11 protein-coding genes are annotated in these 18629 nt (G+C 53.9%); 3 read left to right on the top strand and 8 right to left on the bottom strand.

All coding sequences use genetic code 11. The features are described from left to right. Window positions 1–9: 9 nt before the first annotated feature. The 3 genes from GT409_RS08140 to GT409_RS08130 are packed head-to-tail and all read right to left on the bottom strand — an operon-like array spanning window position 10 to window position 3519. On the bottom strand, window positions 10–915 hold the full coding sequence (locus GT409_RS08140) for a dihydrodipicolinate synthase family protein (protein WP_160628606.1): 906 nt from the start codon (window positions 913–915) through the stop codon (window positions 10–12). Window positions 916–951: 36 nt separating this feature from the next. Continuing rightward, a complete protein-coding gene (locus GT409_RS08135) occupies window positions 952–2517 on the bottom strand; it encodes a sodium:solute symporter (RefSeq protein WP_160628605.1) in 1566 nt (521 codons plus the stop codon). A gap of 9 nt (window positions 2518–2526) precedes the next feature. Next, window positions 2527–3519 (bottom strand): nucleoside hydrolase, encoded by a 993-nt coding sequence (locus tag GT409_RS08130; RefSeq protein WP_233231501.1) that lies wholly within the window; start codon window positions 3517–3519, stop codon window positions 2527–2529. A gap of 127 nt (window positions 3520–3646) precedes the next feature. Between GT409_RS08130 and GT409_RS08125 the strand changes: the two genes are divergently transcribed. After that, complete coding sequence (locus GT409_RS08125; protein ID WP_160628603.1) at window positions 3647–4435, top strand: AraC family transcriptional regulator; 789 nt, start codon at window positions 3647–3649, stop codon at window positions 4433–4435. 3 nt (window positions 4436–4438) lie between these two features. Here the strand turns inward: GT409_RS08125 and GT409_RS08120 are convergent, their stop codons facing one another. Beyond that, window positions 4439–5284: a helix-turn-helix domain-containing protein gene (locus GT409_RS08120; protein WP_160628602.1), complete on the bottom strand. Its 846-nt coding sequence runs from the start codon at window positions 5282–5284 to the stop codon at window positions 4439–4441. 102 nt (window positions 5285–5386) lie between these two features. Here GT409_RS08120 and GT409_RS08115 point away from each other — a divergent pair, with 102 nt between their 5' ends. Next, window positions 5387–7003: a ribulokinase gene (locus tag GT409_RS08115; RefSeq protein WP_160628601.1), complete on the top strand. Its 1617-nt coding sequence runs from the start codon at window positions 5387–5389 to the stop codon at window positions 7001–7003. An 11-nt stretch (window positions 7004–7014) separates the two neighbouring features. Continuing rightward, window positions 7015–8520: an L-fucose/L-arabinose isomerase family protein gene (locus tag GT409_RS08110; RefSeq protein ID WP_160628600.1), complete on the top strand. Its 1506-nt coding sequence runs from the start codon at window positions 7015–7017 to the stop codon at window positions 8518–8520. Window positions 8521–8909: 389 nt separating this feature from the next. On the opposite strand, the gene GT409_RS08105 is transcribed toward GT409_RS08110, so the two are convergent. The 4 genes from GT409_RS08105 to GT409_RS08090 all read right to left on the bottom strand — a co-directional run bounded on the left by GT409_RS08105 (window position 8910) and on the right by GT409_RS08090 (window position 18612). After that, complete coding sequence (locus GT409_RS08105) at window positions 8910–12098, bottom strand: laminin G domain-containing protein (protein WP_160628599.1); 3189 nt, start codon at window positions 12096–12098, stop codon at window positions 8910–8912. 135 nt (window positions 12099–12233) lie between these two features. Further along, entirely contained in the window at window positions 12234–15371 is a 3138-nt protein-coding gene (locus tag GT409_RS08100) for a LamG-like jellyroll fold domain-containing protein (RefSeq protein ID WP_160628598.1), read from the bottom strand. A 48-nt stretch (window positions 15372–15419) separates the two neighbouring features. After that, on the bottom strand, window positions 15420–17186 hold the full coding sequence (locus GT409_RS08095) for a LamG-like jellyroll fold domain-containing protein (protein WP_160628597.1): 1767 nt from the start codon (window positions 17184–17186) through the stop codon (window positions 15420–15422). A 208-nt stretch (window positions 17187–17394) separates the two neighbouring features. Then, window positions 17395–18612 carry an exo-alpha-sialidase gene (locus GT409_RS08090; RefSeq protein WP_160628596.1) on the bottom strand — a complete coding sequence of 406 codons (1218 nt, stop codon included), beginning with the start codon at window positions 18610–18612 and terminating at the stop codon, window positions 17395–17397. Window positions 18613–18629 lie beyond the last annotated feature (17 nt).

Raw genomic sequence — 18629 nt, 5'->3', positions numbered from 1 at the left:
TTCCTCGTCTTATGTCATTCTAGGCAGAAGCTCATCCAGCACTGCCTGAACCCGTTTGCGGTCCTCCGCAAAGAAATGCCGGAAGGGTTCCAGCATGATGTCCGAACAGATTCCCAAACAGCCGAGCGCGGCTTTAATCCCCTTGATCGTCGACGAAGTATGTCGTCCAACCCGATAAAGGTCGGTCACTCGAATTACAAGTTCATGCAGTCGACGGGTCTCGGAAAGGTTCCCTTCTCGGGCCGCGTTATATAAATTCACATACAGCTTCGGAAACACGTTGGCTCCGCCGCTTACGCCTCCATGTCCGCCCATCAACGTGGATTCAGCCAGCAGTTCCTCCGGGCCGACCAGAATGCTTTTCTCCGGATAATCAGCAAAGAGACGCAGCGCCAGATGGAAATAAACCATCTGCCCGGAACTGTCTTTGAACCCGGCCATATTGGGATGCTCCAACAACCTGCGAAGCACATCGATCCCGATATTCACCTTGGTGCAGGACGGCATGTTGTACAGCATCACCGGTAACGGCATTTTATCAAACAGGTCCAGAAAATAGTCCTGTAGCTCCGGCTGTCCGACCGAAAAGTAATATGGCGGGGCCGCCACTACGGCATCCGCACCGCACTCCGCAGCATAGTTCGCCAGCGAAACGGATTCCGCATACGATGTGTCCGTAATCCCTACGAGAACCGGGACACGCCCATCAACCTGCCGGCAGGTCCGGTCGATCATCGCCCGCCGGACTGCGTAGCTGCAGTCCGGTCCCTCTCCGGTGGTGCCGAGAATAAAAAGACCGTGGACTCCACCGGCCAGAATATGTTCAATCAGTCGCTCCAGCCCCGGCTCATCCAGTTGGTCCTGCGCAGCCAGCGGGGTCACCACCGGCGGTATAATTCCACAAATCGGTTTCATTTCATTTCCTTCGTTTTTCTACATCATTTTTTTGAATCAACGGGCACCCCAAACAGTCAGTTCATCCAGTCGCTCACGTTTTTTCCGCGGCAAAAGAAGGCTGAGCAAATATCCGGTTACAAACATCAGGATGTTTCCGATGATGCCGGTGTAATAGAGATCGAATGGAATGGCCAAAGCCTCCGGCAGCAGGTCCGGGCAGCGGTCCGCAACCACCGTCCACGCCGTAAAAATCACGGTAAACAGGATGCCGACCCACACCGAGCGGGCATCGCCGTGCCGGGTAAAGAAACCGAGTATATACATCCCGAGCAGTCCGGCCCCCAGCAGGGAGCCGACAATCGTCGCCGCATCCTGAAGCGTTTTGGTCTCTGTTTTCGCAAGAACAATCGCTCCGACAATCATCAGCACACTTGTCACCACAGCCATGCTCCAGGCCGCCCGCATGAAATGTCCGTCGCTTTTCCCCTTGGCAAAATATCGTCTGTAAAGATCCGTCACTCCCACCGCGGAAATGGAGTTGATGGATGAATCGAGTGAGGACATTGCCGCCGCCACGGCGGCGGCAATCACCAGTCCGGTAACTCCCGGGGGAAGATAATGGATAATAAAGAACGGAAGGACCTGCTCGGCCTTGCGAACGCCACTGAGCATTTCCGAAGCGGCATCAACCGGAAACACCTTGAAAAACACATAAAGAGATGTTCCGAGAAACATATAAAACGCCCAGATGGGAACACTCGCACCCGCACACACAATCATGGCCTTACGAGCCTCACGAGTACTTTTGGAAGCGGCGTAGCGCTGCACCACATTCTGATTGCTCATATATTCTGTGAGGAAACCGACAATCCCGTAAATTAACAGCATCGTTCCGGTTTTGCTGCTCAAAGAAAGCCCCCACCCGACCGGCTGAAGCGTACCGTCCGGCTGCATATCGGCAATCGCCAGTTTATGATCGGCCAGCGCAACCGAAAAAATCTGTCCCAGCCCACCCGGCAGCTGATGGATAATCACACACACACAGATCACGCCGCCGAGAGCCAGCACAACCGTTTGGATTACATCGGTCCAGATCACCGCATCAATACCACCCACAATGGTGTAGAATGCAACAAACACACCGCATCCGATGATGCAGAATGTCAGGTTCCAGCCGGTCATCTCATGAACCAGCAGCGAAACCAGATACAAAATAATACTCAACCGCAGCAGCTGCCCGATCACAAACGCGACCGCGCCATACACGCGGACAGACGGGCCGAACCGATGCTCCAGATATTCATAGGCCGTTGTCAGACGAAGCCGCCGGTAAATCGGAAGCACAAAAACCGCGGCCACCGCCACGGCGACCAGCAGCCCCAGCGACGGCAGATAACGCAGCCAGGCGGTCTTAAATGCATCCGCCGGAAATGCAAGAAACGTTACGGAGCTGATGGATGTTCCCACCAGACTCAACCCGATCACCCAGCCGGCAAATGATCGCCCGCCGACAAAATACTCTTCGGTGTTTTTATTGCGTTTCGAAAAATAAACCCCCATCAGGGCCATCGCCGCAAAATAGCCGGCCAGCACAATGTAGTCTAATACCGTCAGTCCCATATCCGTTCCTTAAGCTAAAACTGTCTCAGCCTCACACGGCTGTGCTGCCAGTTCATTTTGAACCTCACCGACCAGTACCCGCTGCTGATCATTGACCGTCAAATAGCGGTGCAATCCGTCTGGATGCGGACGAAACCGAACATATCCGTTTTCATCGACATTAACCAGACCCGGCTCGGAAACCCCGAAATATCCCTGTCCCGGACGAACTGCAAAAAGCACTGCCGTCAAATCCCAGGTCGGCCGGTCATACGGCATCGGCAGATAGCGTTTATACGCTTCCACAACCGGGTGATAAGTGCACCAGCCGTAATCGGCGTCCAATGCTGCCGCCGGATACAGGACACTCTTTCCGACCTCCAGCCCGGAAAACCAGATGGGGCGAGGACAACGGGCAATAAAAGCCCGGGCAGACGGCACATCCAGCCGGACGTTGAACTCGGCCTTCTTCTGCATGGGATCCGCCAGAATGTCCGGAGCAAACTCTCCGGCCATCATCACGACATGACTGACTTTTTTCTTAAACAGCTCCAGCCCGCCCAGCTCGCTATGCTCGTCCGGACTGCTTTCCAGCAGACGGGCCATATTGGTGGAAAACCCGATCATCAGCACCACCACCGCCTCGTCGTCAGACGCAGCAAGCAGACGGCGGGTCATCGCAACTGCGGACGGATATTCCGCCGGATCTCCCATCGTCCGCTCAAACAAAGGGACACCCGCGTCATCCGCCAATTCCACCACCTGACGGGCATACGTTCCCTCTTCCGGAGTTGCTCCGTTTGCGACACAGCCGATCGGAATGTTCCCTCGGGAATAGAAGGTATTGATCAGATCCACATACATGGCAGCGTACGGATTATCCTTGCTTACAGTCACGCCAATCAGCTCACACTCCCCTCGGCTTTGAAGAGCATGAATCATTGCCAATGCAAGCGCATCATCAATGTCGTTGCCCATATCAGTATCCAGCAGAAGCTGAACCGGTTTCTTTATTTTCTCCATACGGCTACTTTTCGATAAATTCATTTTCCAATTCGATTTCCAGCAGAACCAGTATGCCGCGACCGGCAGAAAAATCACAATATGGCATATTGACAAGAAATAGCATATTGCTACAAAATTTTACTCCATGGAAACCTCGGAGTATGCAAGGACGGCGAATCAGGAAATCACACTGCTTTTTGCCGGAATTCACCGCAGAGCCAAAAATGTTCGCGAACATGCGCATGAATGCATGGAACTGATCCTGATCCGCAAAGGGACCTGCGAGGTTCATGTCGACGGACAAACCCTGACCGCCCACCCCGGCGACATCATTGCCATGCCCGCCCATCAGGTTCATGACCAGATCTCGCACGGCCACATCGACACCGTATACTGCGGATTCACTGCTCCCCCGACTCTTGTCTGCGCCGAACCCCATGTCGTCGCGCTGCCGGACATTTCATTCATCGAACAAAGCATGCTGCTGCTCTCCGCCATCTCTCTCAGTCAGACACAGGCGGCACCGGAAGCCGCAAACCTCGTCATGGCAGCCATCCTTGAACAGCTTCAGCAGCAGCATGTCCTGCATCAGGAGCTCGAACAGACCCCGCCGCTGCTGCGCGTTATCCTGCGCTACATCAACGACCACATCGACGAACCCATCACCGTCGAAACACTTGCCGCACATACCCGCATGAGCTCCAGCAACCTGCACCTGCTCTTTCGGACCCACCTGAAAACAAGCCCGATGCGCTATCTCCATGAACAGCGGATGAAAGCCGCCCGGTCAGCCCTTATGACTCCGTATCTCTCCGTAAAAGAAGTTGCCGTCATCTGCGGTTATCCTGATGTGAATCACTTTGTCCGCACCTTTCGCAAAGCCCATGGGCTGCCGCCCGGCCAATGGCGGAAACAGCAGCAGAACACTCTATAGAGTTTAAGCTGTGCGCATCGCGCGCGGACTGACGCCAAAGTGTTTTTTGAACAGTTTGGAAAAGTGGTAGATGTCGTCGTAGCCGACGCGAGCCGCGATTTCGCCGATGCTCAGCCCACGGTCGAGCAGCAGATAGCGCGCCTGCTTCAAACGCAACCCAATCAGATAATTGATTGGAGAATCCCCGTAACAGCGTCGGAATTCCGCGCACAGATGCGGAACAGAAATGCCGGATTTCTCAGCCAGAAGCTGCAACGTCACCGGACGGCAGGCGTGTTGGTCGAGGTACTGTTTTACGTCCCGAATTTTTTCAGGAACAAAGGGCGACACGCCTTCGTTCACATCACGCATCAGCTCCCTCAGCCAGTTGTGAAAAACATTCTTAAGGATTACCGAATCGGGATGATGGTGGCTGGTCAGTTCTTCATAAAGCCGCCACAGGCAATTCTCCATCGCACTGGGATGCTCCAGTTTTAAAATGGAGCCGTCCTGAACCCCGCATTCTTCCAGACGGTCCTTCACCCACGGCCCGTCGACGTGAATCCATGAATGATCCCATTGTGCGGCCTCCTGTCCGTAACGATGCCCTGCTCCGTAGGGACAGCAGACTAAAGCCCCGGACTCCACATCATGACAATCATCTGAAAATACAACTTGTCCGGCATCATGAAACAGGATGAAGAGCCAGTCGCCCGTTCCATCCGGACGATTGACCATAACCGGAGGCATCACCTCATGAATCCCAAAAGCATTAATGCGAAAATCGGCATCCAGCGGTTCCCAGCGCTGCGGACAGGAATATTCCACCTGTTCAGACAACCCGACTTTTTCATAAGAAGCTGTTTCCATAAGATACGACAAAAATAGGATAATTTGATGCATCTGTAAACATGGAGTGCTCACTCATAATCGCTTTTCCTGAAAAGAACCATCAAACAAAGGAATTCCGGTATGAACCGTTATGCTCTTGGACTCGACTATGGAACCGAATCGGTTCGCGCACTGATTGTTGACTGTGAAACCGGCGCAGAGATTGCTGAAGCCACCTATACCTACGCCCACGGCGTCATGACCGACACCCTGCCCGGCAGCGGCCAGAAACTTCCGCCGGAATTTGCCCTGCAGTGCCCGGCGGATTATCGCAATGGTGCGCTCACCGTCATCCGCGAAGTTCTTAAAGCAGTCGACGGAGATCAGATCATCGGAATCGGAATCGACTTCACCGCATGCACTGTTCTGCCGATCAAGCAGGACGGCACTCCGCTCTGCGAACTGGACAAGTTCAAAGACAATCCACAGGCATGGGTCAAGCTGTGGAAACATCACGCCGCCCAGCCTCAGGCCGACCGCGTCAACGAAATCGCCCATGCCCGCGGCGAAAAATTTCTCGACTACTACAGCGGCATCATCTCCAGTGAGTGGCTGATTCCAAAATGCTGGGAAACACTCGAAAAAGCACCGGAAGTTTATGAAGCCGCCGACCTGTTCATTGAAGCAGGCGACTGGATCATCCAGCAGATCACCGGAAGCTTCAGCCGCAACGCCTGCGCCGCCGGTTATAAAGGCCTCTGGAGTGAAGAGCTCGGCAATCCATCCGAAGAATTTCTGACTGCACTCGATCCGAAACTCGCCGGTCTCAACGGAAAAATCATCGACCGCATTGTCGCGGCCGGCGAAGAAGCCGGTGTGGTTTCCGAAGCCTTCGCCGCCGAGAGCGGGCTGAAAGCCGGAACGCCGGTTTCCGCTGCGATCATCGACGCGCACAGCGGCGTGCCCGGCATGGGGGTTTCCGATGCCGGACCGCTCTGCATGATCATGGGCACCTCCGGCTGTCACATGCTTCCGTCCAACGATCTTCACCTGTTCAACGGCTATGCCGGCGTTGTTAAAGACGGCATCATGCCGGGCTTTTACGGTTATGAATCCGGCCAGGCCGCCGTTGGCGATATCTATGGCTGGTTTGCAAAAACCTTTATGGAAACACCGATTCTGGAAATCGAAAGTAAAGCCGCCGAGCTCAAGCCCGGCGAAAGCGGCCTCGTCGCTCTCGACTGGATGAACGGCAACCGCAGTGTGCTGATGAACACCAACCTGTCCGGAACCATTCTCGGGCTGACCCTCGCCTCGAAACCGGAAGAAGTCTACCGGGCACTGATCGAAGCCACCGCCTTCGGAACCAAGATCATCGTCGATTCCTATCTCGACAACAACGTGCCGGTTACTGAGCTGGTCGCCTGCGGCGGCCTGATTCGCTTTGACCTCGTAATGCAGACATTCGCGGATGTGCTGGAACTGCCCGTCAAAACGGCGGCCTCCGGCCAGGCGGTCGCCCTGGGCTCCGCGATCTTCGGCGCTGTGGCGGCCGGCAGCTCGCGGGGCGGGTTCGACACCGTCACCGAAGCCGTTGAAAAAATGACCCAGCCGTTCACCCGAACGTTCACGCCGAACCCGGAAGCATCCAACGTCTACCGCGAACTCTTTTCCATTTACAAACGCTGTCACGACTTCTTCGGGCAGGAAGAACCGCAGCTGATGAAAAAACTCAAACAAATCAAAAGCCGATCATAAGGAGAATAACCATGAGTAAAGTTGTTGATATCTATATCCCGCTGGATGAACGCGACAGCGCAATTGCCGAAGTCTGGCCCGTTGCAAAAGAACAGCTCAAAGAAATCAAGGCCGTGATCAAAGCCTGCGGCTGGACCCCGAATGTGCTGAACCCGACCAAACCGGTGGCCAGCGTCGCCGAAGGCCTGAAAATCATCAAAAAAGCCAAAGGCAGCCGTTTCATCAACTTCATCGCCGGCTGGGCTTATCCGGACTTTACGGTTTCTCCAATGTGGCAGCTGCCATCCGACCTTCCGAAACTGATGCTCGGCAGCATCCTTCCCGACTTCCCCGGAGCCGTCGGGCTGCTCGCCGCGCAGGGCGGCCTCTCTCAGGTCGGCGTGGAAACCAGCCGTATCTTTGTGGAGGATTTTTCCAACCACGATGAATACAAAGAAGCCTTAAGCACATTCCTGAACAAAGGGAGCTATCAGCCGGAACTTCCGAAACTGATTGATGTAGCGGTTTCCGAGAAAGACCAGCAGCGCGCCAGAAAGGCCGCCGCGTCATTGAAAGGATCCATCTACGGCGCGGTCGGCCCGCGCTCCATGCAGATGTGGAATAAAATTTCCGATGCAGACTTCCTGTCGATCTTCGGAATGGCTCGCGAAAGCTTCGACGGCCTGCGCCTCGCCAAAATGGCGGAGAAAGTGCCGCTGAAAAAAGCCAAAGCCGCCTTTAAATTCCTGAAAGATAACGGCATGGAATTCAAACTCGGAAAGAACCCGAAAAAAGCACTGACAGAAGAGATGGTTCTCTTTCAGATGAAAGTCTACTACGCGCTGCTGGAGCTCAAGGAACGCTACGGTCTCACCTGCATGGGCGTACAGGACCAGCTCGACTGGATTGAGCATTACCCGGCCACCGACCTGACGCTCGGAATTCTCAACAACAAACTGCGCCCGGACGGTGACGGAAAAACGGTCGTCGTTGCCACCGAAGCCGATGACGGTGCCGCGCTCGCCATGCAGACCCTGAAGCTGCTCAGCGGCGGCAAACCGGCCGGATTCAATGACCTGCGCTACTGGAAAGACGGACTCTACTGGCTCGTCAACTCCGGCGCACTGGCCCCTTATTTCGCCAAGGGAAGCAACAAGACTCTTGAAGGAGCGTGGTCCGAGCGCCAGACGCCGATGTACTTCAAGGCTGGCGGCGGAACCAGCTCCGTCGTCGTCCGCAAACCGGGCGTGGTGACCTGGGCGCGTTATTCCTACCGCAACCATCAGCTCTACCTTTGCGCAGGCCGCGGCGTCACCGACGTGCCGACCGAAGAACAGTGGAAAGAGAGAACCGCCAACTGCAGCCCCGACTGGCCGCAGCACTATGTGCGCATGTGCGGAAAAATCGAATGGTACCTGCACACCAACCATCCGATGACCGCCTTCGGCGACCATCTCGGATCGCTCAAAGCCCTGGCCGAGGAACTCGGCATTCCGTTCGAGTGCTACGACCACTGCACTCCGGACGATTTAGCCTAAGCCTCCGGATGCAAAGCAGGGTTTCCAAAGATTGGAAACCCTGCTTTCTCAGCATCTAAAAAACAGTCTACCGCTCCATCCTTTCTCTTCTCCAACCATGCGTCGCCGTGCTTCAGGATGGCGCATGCTATCGAGGTCAAGGACAGCCACTGCTCACGTTTGTGCTTCATAAGCTGACGGCGCCCCCGTTTCTCGGGTTCGTAATTTCCGGTATAGCGTAAATCACAAAGCCAACGTTGAAACATTGTGATATGCACATTATAGCTCCGTGCAACCTAAGGGGTGAGCTGAGGCAAGCATCTATTGCTCTCTGACAGAACATCTCCGCTTACAACACCCATAAAGCATGAGTGTCGCAAAGTATTACCGCACTTCAATATTACAATGCTCTAATCTGCTTTGTCTTTTTTCCTCACCCATATTTCGGAAATACAGGTGCACCGACTCTGCCCCGTCACTTTTCGCAACGCAACATTGAGGATTCCGTCCTGCGTAACAGCAACCGGCAAGTCAAATGAGAACTGCTCAACCCGATCCGGCGGAGTTACCATCCCAACCTGAACACCATCGGCTTCAACATAAAACGCGTTGGGACTGTTGAGCGCAAAACTGACGCCTGTCGGATTCGGCCAGGTCACAGTGACTGTATATTCAGCATTTGTGTCCAGACCGCTATACGAAAATTCCAGGCCGTCCTGGGCCTCAAACGAGTAGTTATACCACCGCTGTGACGGCCGAGTCTCTTTCGGCCAGGAGCCGGTTCCATAATACAGCTCACCACTTTCAAAATCATAATTAGGCTGCTGGTCGATCGTCCCGCAGTTGTCATAAAATTCGTCCGGTCCGACCTGATCATAATTCAGAACGCCCTGAATCATTCGGCACTGCGCATACGCACCGCTTTGCTGAAGGATCATTTCAATCTGATCTTTCAGCCAATAAACACCCGCCACATCGCCGCTGTCCGCAACCTTCAAAGCGTACGAACGAAGCCCGATGGCCTTGTCAGTAATGTCATCTGCGACGCGCGCCTGATCGAGCAGATCCGATTCAAACTGGCCGGAAAGAACATCCTGCGCCTCACGCAGCCGCACAGAAGGATCCGCGCTGTCTCCGGCAGCCCGCATCAGCTGCTCCGCCTGCTTCACCTGCTGCTGCTGAAATTTCATGCGTTCGTACAAATACAAATCAATCAGCGAACGCACATCCATTTGGTAATAACGCCAGTTCCCCGCCAGATATTCTGGCGGCATGCAATCCCCCGCCTGCTGTACGAGCTGACGATAGCGGCGAATAGTTTCCCCGCTCCTGCGGAAGGGGTTTTCACGAATCTGCTCACCGAGAAAAACCGCATCTGCGAGCAGCTCACCGGCCTCCGGACCGCAATAATAAGCGTAATATTCCCGTGCAATCTCTCGGGGTTCGAGATCCGGATCCCACGCCAGCCGCATCAAATAATACTTATTGAAGTCGTCATGGTTTCCTTCGGAATAACCAGAAACCCCAGAGCAATATGCCATGCGCTCATCAAAAGCTTTAGAGTACGCCAGCGGACGGGCGGTGTACGTCCGGCGCGGGTAAACCTCGGAAATGATCGGATCGGCATACGCCACGCCGCACTCGGCCCGCTTCCAGTGACTAATATCCGGGAACGACACAATATCCTGCCCCGGCTGCAGGTAGCTCAGCCGGGACTTCAAAAACGTGCTGTCGGGATAAAGTCCCGGATAGCGATCCCAACGCGGGTTTTTCAGCAAATATCCATAAGTCGAATTTTCGCTGCCGGCGGGGGCGTAAATATATCCGGCCAGCGGGCTGTTGCGATCCCTGCGCACTAACTCGAACAATTCCTCGTTCTGCTCAAAACTCATTTCCTGGTTGGAAAAATAGAGTTTTGCATCCGGCTTCCAGCGATGAACGACCTCCGCGATATCACAGCACAGCTCATAATACATCTTCGGCCAGTCTTTGCGGCACGCCTCACAATGGCAGCCGGCAATATCCGCCGCCGCAAGCAAGGCGGAATCGAGCCGCTGGCTCTCTTTTGCATAAATTTCCCACGTTTCGATGATCGCCTCGCGAGCCTCGGGAATCGACATGCACGCCAGGTGCGGATCTTCCTGGCCGGCAATATTCAACGCATTCCAGCCCGGCTTCATATTGGATCGCCCCAGCCCGTTTACAGACTGCGAAATGCAGATATGCATCCCATAATCCGCGCAGACCTGATCCGTCGCGAGGGCGATTCCGCGACCATCCTTCCGATAGCTTTCCAAATTCACCGGCGTCACCCGACCTCGCCCGTAGGTGTAAAAATTAACGCCGAACAGAAGCGACTCTTCCCAATAGGTGATGCCCTCCGCAACGCTCCATGCGCGGGCCCCGGTTTTCTTTGCCAAGGAAACATCCATCGAAAGCTTAAACGCCCCGCTGTTCGCAGAACGCAGCTCCACGCGCGGGGCGGAAACCACCTCCAGCGCCTGCGGCCATCCAACACGAAACCCTTCTTTTTGCGACAGGAGAAGAAGGCGACCCAAACCATACAAAACGCCCCGCTCATCGGTTCCGGCCACCCATGCCGTCAGCCCGTCACCGGACGGCGCCACCTTCAGAGAAAAGCCCTCCGGACCCGGACGGTCCACACTCGGGAGCCGGGGAAGCCCTTCCCGCAAAAGCGCATCGGCCCCTGCGTCCACGCCGGCAACGCCGGCCACAAGAAGCAGTTCGCCGCGTTCCGCCGGGCGCAGCGGACGCTGCGATTCAAACGACACCTTCACCGCCGGCGCACGCCCCATCAAATGCCTGGCAAAGATCTGGGAATAGCGCGCACAAAACTCCGGCTGATTCGCGGGAATAAAGATTCGAACCGAATCGATCCCCGCCTGCAGGTTGCGATCCTCCACCCCGTAATAAGCATAATTAAAAGCACTGCGCACCGCCGCATCATCCAGCGCCACATTATGGATACTCAACTCATCCACCTGCGCTGCCGGAGCAGGCCCCAAAACAAACTCTTCGGCCGTTGCAAGCAGCGGAGCAGATCCCTCCACATCGCGACTCGCATGCAACTGACCATCGAGGAAAACCTGCACGCGATTTTTCCGGGCATCCGACCTCAGCGTCACGCGATGCCACCGCCCGTCATCGACTCGCACATTCGGCTTAAACAAAACTTTTTTTGCCCCAACCTGCAGCATGGCGAAAATGGTGCCGGCATTGCCGCCGTCATTCCCGCGACGAACAACCATGCTCAAACGCTCGCTTTTAAACAGACTCTGATCCTCTGCCGACGCACTGCCGATTGGAGGAAGCGGATCGCACCGGAACATCAGGCTGAAGGTGAAATTATTCTCATCAAAATCTTCCGGTATCAGTCCACTGTTCAAGGAGGCAACTCCGGAGTTTTCCCCAAACGACAGCACCCCGCGGCGAGAAGGCGAAGAAGCCTCTTCAATTCCGGCACCGCTCTTAAAAGTCAACCCGCTCAAGCCTTCCTGATTGAAGCTCCACCTCGAAGCTACGTCACCCGCATGCAACGCTGCCGCAAAAAGAAAAACGCTCGCTAAAACCTTATTCACTCGCATGATCTTTAACCCTATCGCCCAAACAATCCACACGTCCTAAGCTCCATATTGAATGCCTACATCACGACCACTGCAGCACAATGTTCCTGGAGAATAATAGACATGGCGCACCGAACAAATTCGTACGGGTTATTGAAGCTGAACCTCAACCCGGTAAAATCCCAGCGGCTCCGCATGATGCGCCGCATCGACAAACCCGGAACCCGTCCAGGGAATATTGCTTTCCAAGCATTGGAACCCGCCAAGCAGGTTGGATGTCCAATAGACCGAATAAACCCGCCCGGAAACCTCATTCCAACCGAGGACACAGTCAGAACTTAAGCGAGCCGAAAAAAATGAGTTCGAACTGGTCGGATCACAGCCGGCGATATATTCCTGCAGGTTGCTCTGTCCGTCCGAATCCGAATCCTCATTGGGCGACGCACCCATTGCATCACCGAAAAAATGCGCCTCCCACTCATCCGCAAGCCCGTCATTGTCGGAATCGCCTTTCCGAACCGGAACATTATAGAATGTCAACAGGCCGACACCGGCGGCATTCGTCACCCAGGCGCCGTCATAGCTATGCCCGGTATAAGACAGGCCGGTCGCACCGGACGCATCGCCGTCCAGCGACAGAACCATTGTATTGTTCGCCCCGATGACTCCGTTTGTCACCGCGACCGGCGAACCTTCCAGCAGAAAATCCGCAGAAGCAGCGGCATCAAAGGTTAACAGGTCCTCCGGCTTACGCACCACAACCGTAATCTCATCGCAGGTCGGTTTGCTGAAATAAACATAATCGACATTGGGAGCCGTTACATTCGCCGTATTGGCTGAACCGTACAGGTCAACCGCGACAAGCGCCGCGATATGATTCCCGATTTCCTTATATCCGGTTTCATAAAAATAGTGACAACCCTCATGCCCGTTAACCCCGGTCGTCGACATAACCGTCATGTCCGGATAGGTATCCGGCAGGCAGCGCTGCCGATCACGCAGGTCCACATCATTCTTGTCCACACCACACCCAACGCGAACCTGATGAATGTAAAACCGTTCAACCGACGGGTAATCTTCTTTCCAGTCAGTATACAGCGCAACAAAACCGGTTTCATGGACGTCGCCGTCTCCTTGATCGGATTCACCCTGATACCACAGAATCGAGCGGATCGCATCGGCCACGCCGGCCGCTTGCGCCCGGTAGAGCAACCGGCCGTAGTTTGTATTCAAATCCTTCGCCATCGCGTCGTTGCGCTGGAAAAAATCAATGGGCCGCCCGCCATGCGCACCGTTAAGAATGGCCACCGGCACCTGATACTCATCGACCAACAGCCGCGCCATGCGCAGTCCCCACTGCCCGACCCCGCCTGGAATGCCGCGGCTTCCGTCACCCTTGGCTAAAAACCACTTCCGAGTTGTTTCGGTCACCTCAGCGACGTCGCTGTTCATTCCGAAGGTGCGAATAAACGGGCTTTCGTTTTCACTGGCCGATCCGTCATACAGACGAGCATCCGCATTGGACTGGCCCTGAATAACAAACACATCTCCCGCCACCACATCCTCGACGCGCCGCACCAGGTTTTCCTGGCCGTCTTTTGAAAGCAGGATTTCAAAATCATAGTTATTCGTCTCGGCAGCAATCGTGGTGTCGAACGCAAACGGAGCGGCCCCATCCACGAACACCAGAGACTGGGTCGCCGTACTGCTCAACACGTCATCCCGAAAAACACGTAACAAAACAGAAGACACAGCACCGTTGCTTACCGCTCCGCTGATTTGAACAACCGCCGTATCGGTGGCCCGGTCACGGGGATACAATTGATAATCCGACGGACAGACAGCATACTCAACGCCCCAGTTTTCCGTAACAGTGGCCAACTGGCCTCCAACGACATCACCGGTTCCATCCAAGGTATAACTCAAAGCACCATTATAAATGCGAATGTCGCCCATCTGACCATCCAGGCCATTTCCGATAAATACTTTGCGCAGTCCGTCGGTTAGAGAAAAAATTCCGGTCTCCGTATCATACAGATGACCGTCTTCAAAATAATCCGCGGTATCTGTCTCGCCGTCATAGCGAATAACAATCCAGTGCCATGCACCATCCGCAACAGTTCCTCCGTTCAGCAGGCCGTCCGTGCCATCCAAACTTTCCATGGTGGTATAAGCCCGGTTCGGATTGGAAATATTACTCGCGCGCAGCACGGTGGTTATCCCCATCCCGCCTTGCTTGCTTTCAAACGTGTTGACATACCCATTGACATTGGTGAAGGCGGCATGTTTCACCCAATACGACACGGTAAAACTGTTGGTTCCTATATTGAGGTTTTCCAACGTTCCGACATTGAAATAATCGATATTGCGTGTCGGCCCAATTTCAATCGCATTCGCGAAATATTCATTTCCCGATGGAACAATCGAATAAATCCCACGTGGATCGCCTTCGTTGCTTCCCACTAAATCATCGTATGCCCCATCGCTGAAATCCCAATGACCCACCAACTTTGCCGGTGGAGGCGGCGCAGGAGGCTCCGGCTTCAGCGGAACCTCACTGAGCTCCCCACTAATTACCGCTCCGAAGTCATCGGTTGAAAAAGAAAGAGCAGTGTCATAAATCCGAACATCCGCGATCAGCCCGCCGAACCCATCTCCCAGTCGAGCATCCCGCTCGAGCTGGGTTGCCAAGGTAGCAATGCGGATCTCATCGCGATAGACAACATGCACCCCATCCTCAAAATATTTCAGCTCATCTGTTGCGCCATCGTAGCGAATCACAATCCAATGCCACTGATCATTCGTCAAAATGCCATGATTCAGCAGCTTGGTTGAGGTTGTGCCGTTTTCAGCAACCACGGTATACAACTTGCCGGCATTGGACTGCGACGATTTACGAAGAACTGACTGAATTCCCTCATAGCCAGAGGCGGAACTTCCCGAATAGCTCTCCCAGACCTCACCCGACCCGGCATCCACCGTAGCCTGGCTGGCCTTAACCCAATACGACAAGGTAAAGCTGTTTGAGTAAATTCCCAACGAACCGATATTGCCGATATTCAGGTAATTCTCATTATTACCGGAAGCTGCTGTTCTCAGGGCCTTCTCAAAAGGTACAGCCGAATCGGTCACGTCTACAACGGAAACCGTTCCAACAGCAACCCCATCCAGAGCTCCGGCCCGAGCACGATACGTCCCGTCGCTGAAATCCCACCACGCCACCAGTCCCGCATACGACGGCAATGCCGCCGCAACGAAAACCATCAGACCCGCACACACTCTCTTCATCTGCTTCTTCATCCTTTAAAATTCAACAAGCTTCCGGCTTCAGCGGCCTTACTCGAACCGCACATCCACCCGGTAAAACCCTTGCGAATCAGCACTGTGGGCTGCATCAACAAAGTTGGAACCGGTCCAAACCACATTACTTTCCAGACACTGGAAGCCGCTGATCAGATCAGAACTCCAGTAAATCGAATAAACGCGTCCGGAAACCGCATTCCACTCCAGGGAGGAGTCGGCTTTGAAATACGCAGCGAAATAAGAGGCCGGATCGGTCGGATCGCTGCCGGCAATATATTCAGCCTCGTTATTATGGCCGTCCGCATCCGGATCATCTCCCGGCACGGCCCCAGTCAAGTTACCGAAATAGAGCTCTTCCCAGGTGTTGGGAATGCCATCGTCATCTACGTCATCCGTAACAGGAACGTTAATCGCATCCAGTTCACCGCCCACGATATCATTGGAATCATTCAGCGTGTAGCTCAGCGGACCGTTATAGATGCGGATATCGCCAATCAGGCCATCAAAGCCGTTTCCGATATAAACCTTCCGGGCTCCATCGGTCAGAGTAAAGATACCGACTTCTGTATCATAAAAATGTCCATCCTCAAAATAGTGCGCCGTATCGGTCTCACCGTCATAGCGAATCACAACCCAGTGCCACTCGCCATCCGCCATGGTTCCCCCGTTCAGAAGCTCGTCCGCACCATCAAGCCCCTCAATTGAGGTGTAAGCCCGGTTGGGACTGGAAATATTACTCGCTCGCAATGTCGTGCGCATTCCCATGCTCTGGGCATTACTCTCAAAGACATCAACAAATCCTGCGGCATTCACAAACGGGTCATGCTTAATCCAATAGGACAGCGTAAAACCATTGGTGGACAGATTCAGATTTGCCAATGTGCCCACATTGAAAACATCGGAATTGCGAGTCGATCCGGTTTGAACAGCATTTGTGAAGTATCCATTTCCGGAAGGAACAATCGAACAGGCTCCAAGCGGCTGACCATCATTGCTTCCCACACGGTCTTCGTAGGATTCCCCATCGAAATTCCAGTGGGCTACCAACGCGGCGGGCAGACCTGAATAAAACTCGCTCAACTCACCGCCTGTCACGACACTGTTTGCATCCGTTGTGAAAGACAACGCGGCATCATAAATCCGCACGTCAGCAATCAGACCGCCGAAGCCATCCCCCAAACGGGCATCCCGGGCAGCCTCTGTGGCCAGCGACGCAATGCGGGTCTGGTCACGATACGCAATGTGCACCCCGTCCTCAAAATACTTCAGCTCATCTGTGGCGCCGTCGTAGCGAATGACAATCCAATGCCAGTTGTCATCCGCCAGAACCCCATTGTTCAGCAGCGCAGTTGACGTGGTGCCGTTTTCCGCAACGACAGAGTACAACTTACCGGCACTGGACTGACTGGTTTTGCGCAAGACAGACTGAATCCCTTCATAGCCAACAGAAGAGTTTCCTGAGTAGCTTTCCCATACCTCGCCGGACCCGGCGTCCACGGTTGCCTGGCTGGCCTTGAACCAATACGACAGCGTAAAACTGTTGGTGTAAATCCCCAGCGAACCAATATTGCCGATATTCAAATAATTTGCGTTATTAGCCGAAGCGGTCGTCTGGAGAGCGTAATCAAAGCGGTAATTGCCGGAAGGAACAATTGAAACGGTTCCGACGGCACTGCCGTTCAAGCTGCCGATCTGATCGTTATACGTCTGATCACTGAAATCCCAGTGCGCCACCAATGCTGAATATGCCGAAGTGAACGCAAACAAAACTGTCAAAACAGTTGCACATAAGTTTCTCATCTCAGTCTCCTTCCTGATTGCTTTTATCGATCTTCAAACCAAGCGGCAGATCCCCTCAAAACACCGACCTGCCCATTTACCATATTTATTCTCTGTTGGCTCGTTTATAAAAAAAACACTCTGCAATTTCAATTCTAATTTGAAATATTTTTTTGAAATTTCAAAATATTTAACTTTAAAATCCTCACAAACCTTCAAGAATCTCCTTTTAATCATACAAGCCGACCAAAGGAACACATGAAATTTCAACATCTTCTTTATTGGTTGCATAGGTGATGTATAAAAATTCCTCATGCGCCAGCGCGCCGACGTAACTATACCCTGCTGTCTTACTTTTCCCCTCATACCGCCGCACCGGCGGCGTCGAACGAATCAAAAATGCCCGATCGAAAACAGTGCCGTCCCGGCTCAACCACAAAACCAGCGGCATACGCGGCTGCAAATTATCATTGGGGACATGAACCGGCCCCGGCGTTGTAATCATGTAACAGGTGCCATCCGGAAGGTTCCCGGCACACTGCATATTGGAGGAATCGGGAATATCGGTCAGAAATGGGTGACCCCAGGTCGCTCCCTGATCATCACTGACACAAGCCATCACATAGCCGCTTCTGACAACGTCACGCTGGACCTGTACGAGCACGCCGTCCGGACGCCTAAACCAGTCCGCCTCAATTCCCCGGGACATCACCCTGTCCGAACTGCCGTATTTCAGAATCTCATGTGACGAGTCACTTCTCACCCAGCCTTTGGATAAATCATCACCGTCATGATAATAAAAAACGGTTTCATACTGTACGGCCCCGTTCCGTTCACGATCCCCATGCCCGGACAGCAGAAAACGCCCTCCCGGCGTAATTGGCCGCGCCCCGGCAGAGCCCATCATATCCGGAACCAATACCTCCAAATCAGACCAGGTCTTCCCGTCCGACGTCACCCGATACTCAGTTTCATTGACAGTACCGATCTCGTCTCGGCGCAGAACCAGTGCATATAGATTTTTCTCATCCTGCATCCAGCCGACACTGGCACGAAAATAATTTCCCTCCGCTGGCGGCCCGATCACTTCGGGCGCCGTCCATGTCTTCAAATCCACACTGCTGCTGTACACCGCAACAGAATCATTCGAATCTTCGTTTGAAGGACAAAGCTGAAACCCGACATACATTCGGCCCTTAAAAAAAGCAAGCTGTGGATGATTCACAAATGTTCCCGTCTCGGGATTTGCGCGATAAACCGTTTTCAATTCCACTCCCGGAATTTCAGGAAGCCCCCACGTGGCATCGTCGGCTTTTTTCAACAGTTCCGAACTCACCCGAATTGGAGCATTCGGGTCAGGCAACTGAACCCGCCGACGCTCTCCGGCCAGACACGAAAGGACGATCATTCCCCATATTAAAACGGTTTTTTTAAACACATCAGCCATAGTCATTCTTTCAGATA

The organism is Tichowtungia aerotolerans, from assembly GCF_009905215.1.
GTDB lineage: Bacteria > Verrucomicrobiota > Kiritimatiellia > Kiritimatiellales > Tichowtungiaceae > Tichowtungia > Tichowtungia aerotolerans.
The sequence above is the reverse complement of the archived record's forward strand: the minus strand, read 5'-3'. Positions and strand labels throughout refer to the sequence as shown.

What these genes read in the sequence shown, in the direction of transcription:
- GT409_RS08140 (WP_160628606.1), bottom strand. Translation starts at nt 915, where the DNA reads ATGAAACCGATTTGTGGAATTATACCGCCGGTGGTGACCCCGCTGGCT.
- GT409_RS08135 (WP_160628605.1), bottom strand. Translation starts at nt 2,517, where the DNA reads ATGGGACTGACGGTATTAGACTACATTGTGCTGGCCGGCTATTTTGCG.
- GT409_RS08130 (WP_233231501.1), bottom strand. Translation starts at nt 3,519, where the DNA reads ATGGAGAAAATAAAGAAACCGGTTCAGCTTCTGCTGGATACTGATATG.
- GT409_RS08125 (WP_160628603.1), top strand. Translation starts at nt 3,647, where the DNA reads ATGGAAACCTCGGAGTATGCAAGGACGGCGAATCAGGAAATCACACTG.
- GT409_RS08120 (WP_160628602.1), bottom strand. Translation starts at nt 5,284, where the DNA reads ATGGAAACAGCTTCTTATGAAAAAGTCGGGTTGTCTGAACAGGTGGAA.
- GT409_RS08115 (WP_160628601.1), top strand. Translation starts at nt 5,387, where the DNA reads ATGAACCGTTATGCTCTTGGACTCGACTATGGAACCGAATCGGTTCGC.
- GT409_RS08110 (WP_160628600.1), top strand. Translation starts at nt 7,015, where the DNA reads ATGAGTAAAGTTGTTGATATCTATATCCCGCTGGATGAACGCGACAGC.
- GT409_RS08100 (WP_160628598.1), bottom strand. Translation starts at nt 15,371, where the DNA reads ATGAAGAGAGTGTGTGCGGGTCTGATGGTTTTCGTTGCGGCGGCATTG.
- GT409_RS08095 (WP_160628597.1), bottom strand. Translation starts at nt 17,186, where the DNA reads ATGAGAAACTTATGTGCAACTGTTTTGACAGTTTTGTTTGCGTTCACT.
- GT409_RS08090 (WP_160628596.1), bottom strand. Translation starts at nt 18,612, where the DNA reads ATGGCTGATGTGTTTAAAAAAACCGTTTTAATATGGGGAATGATCGTC.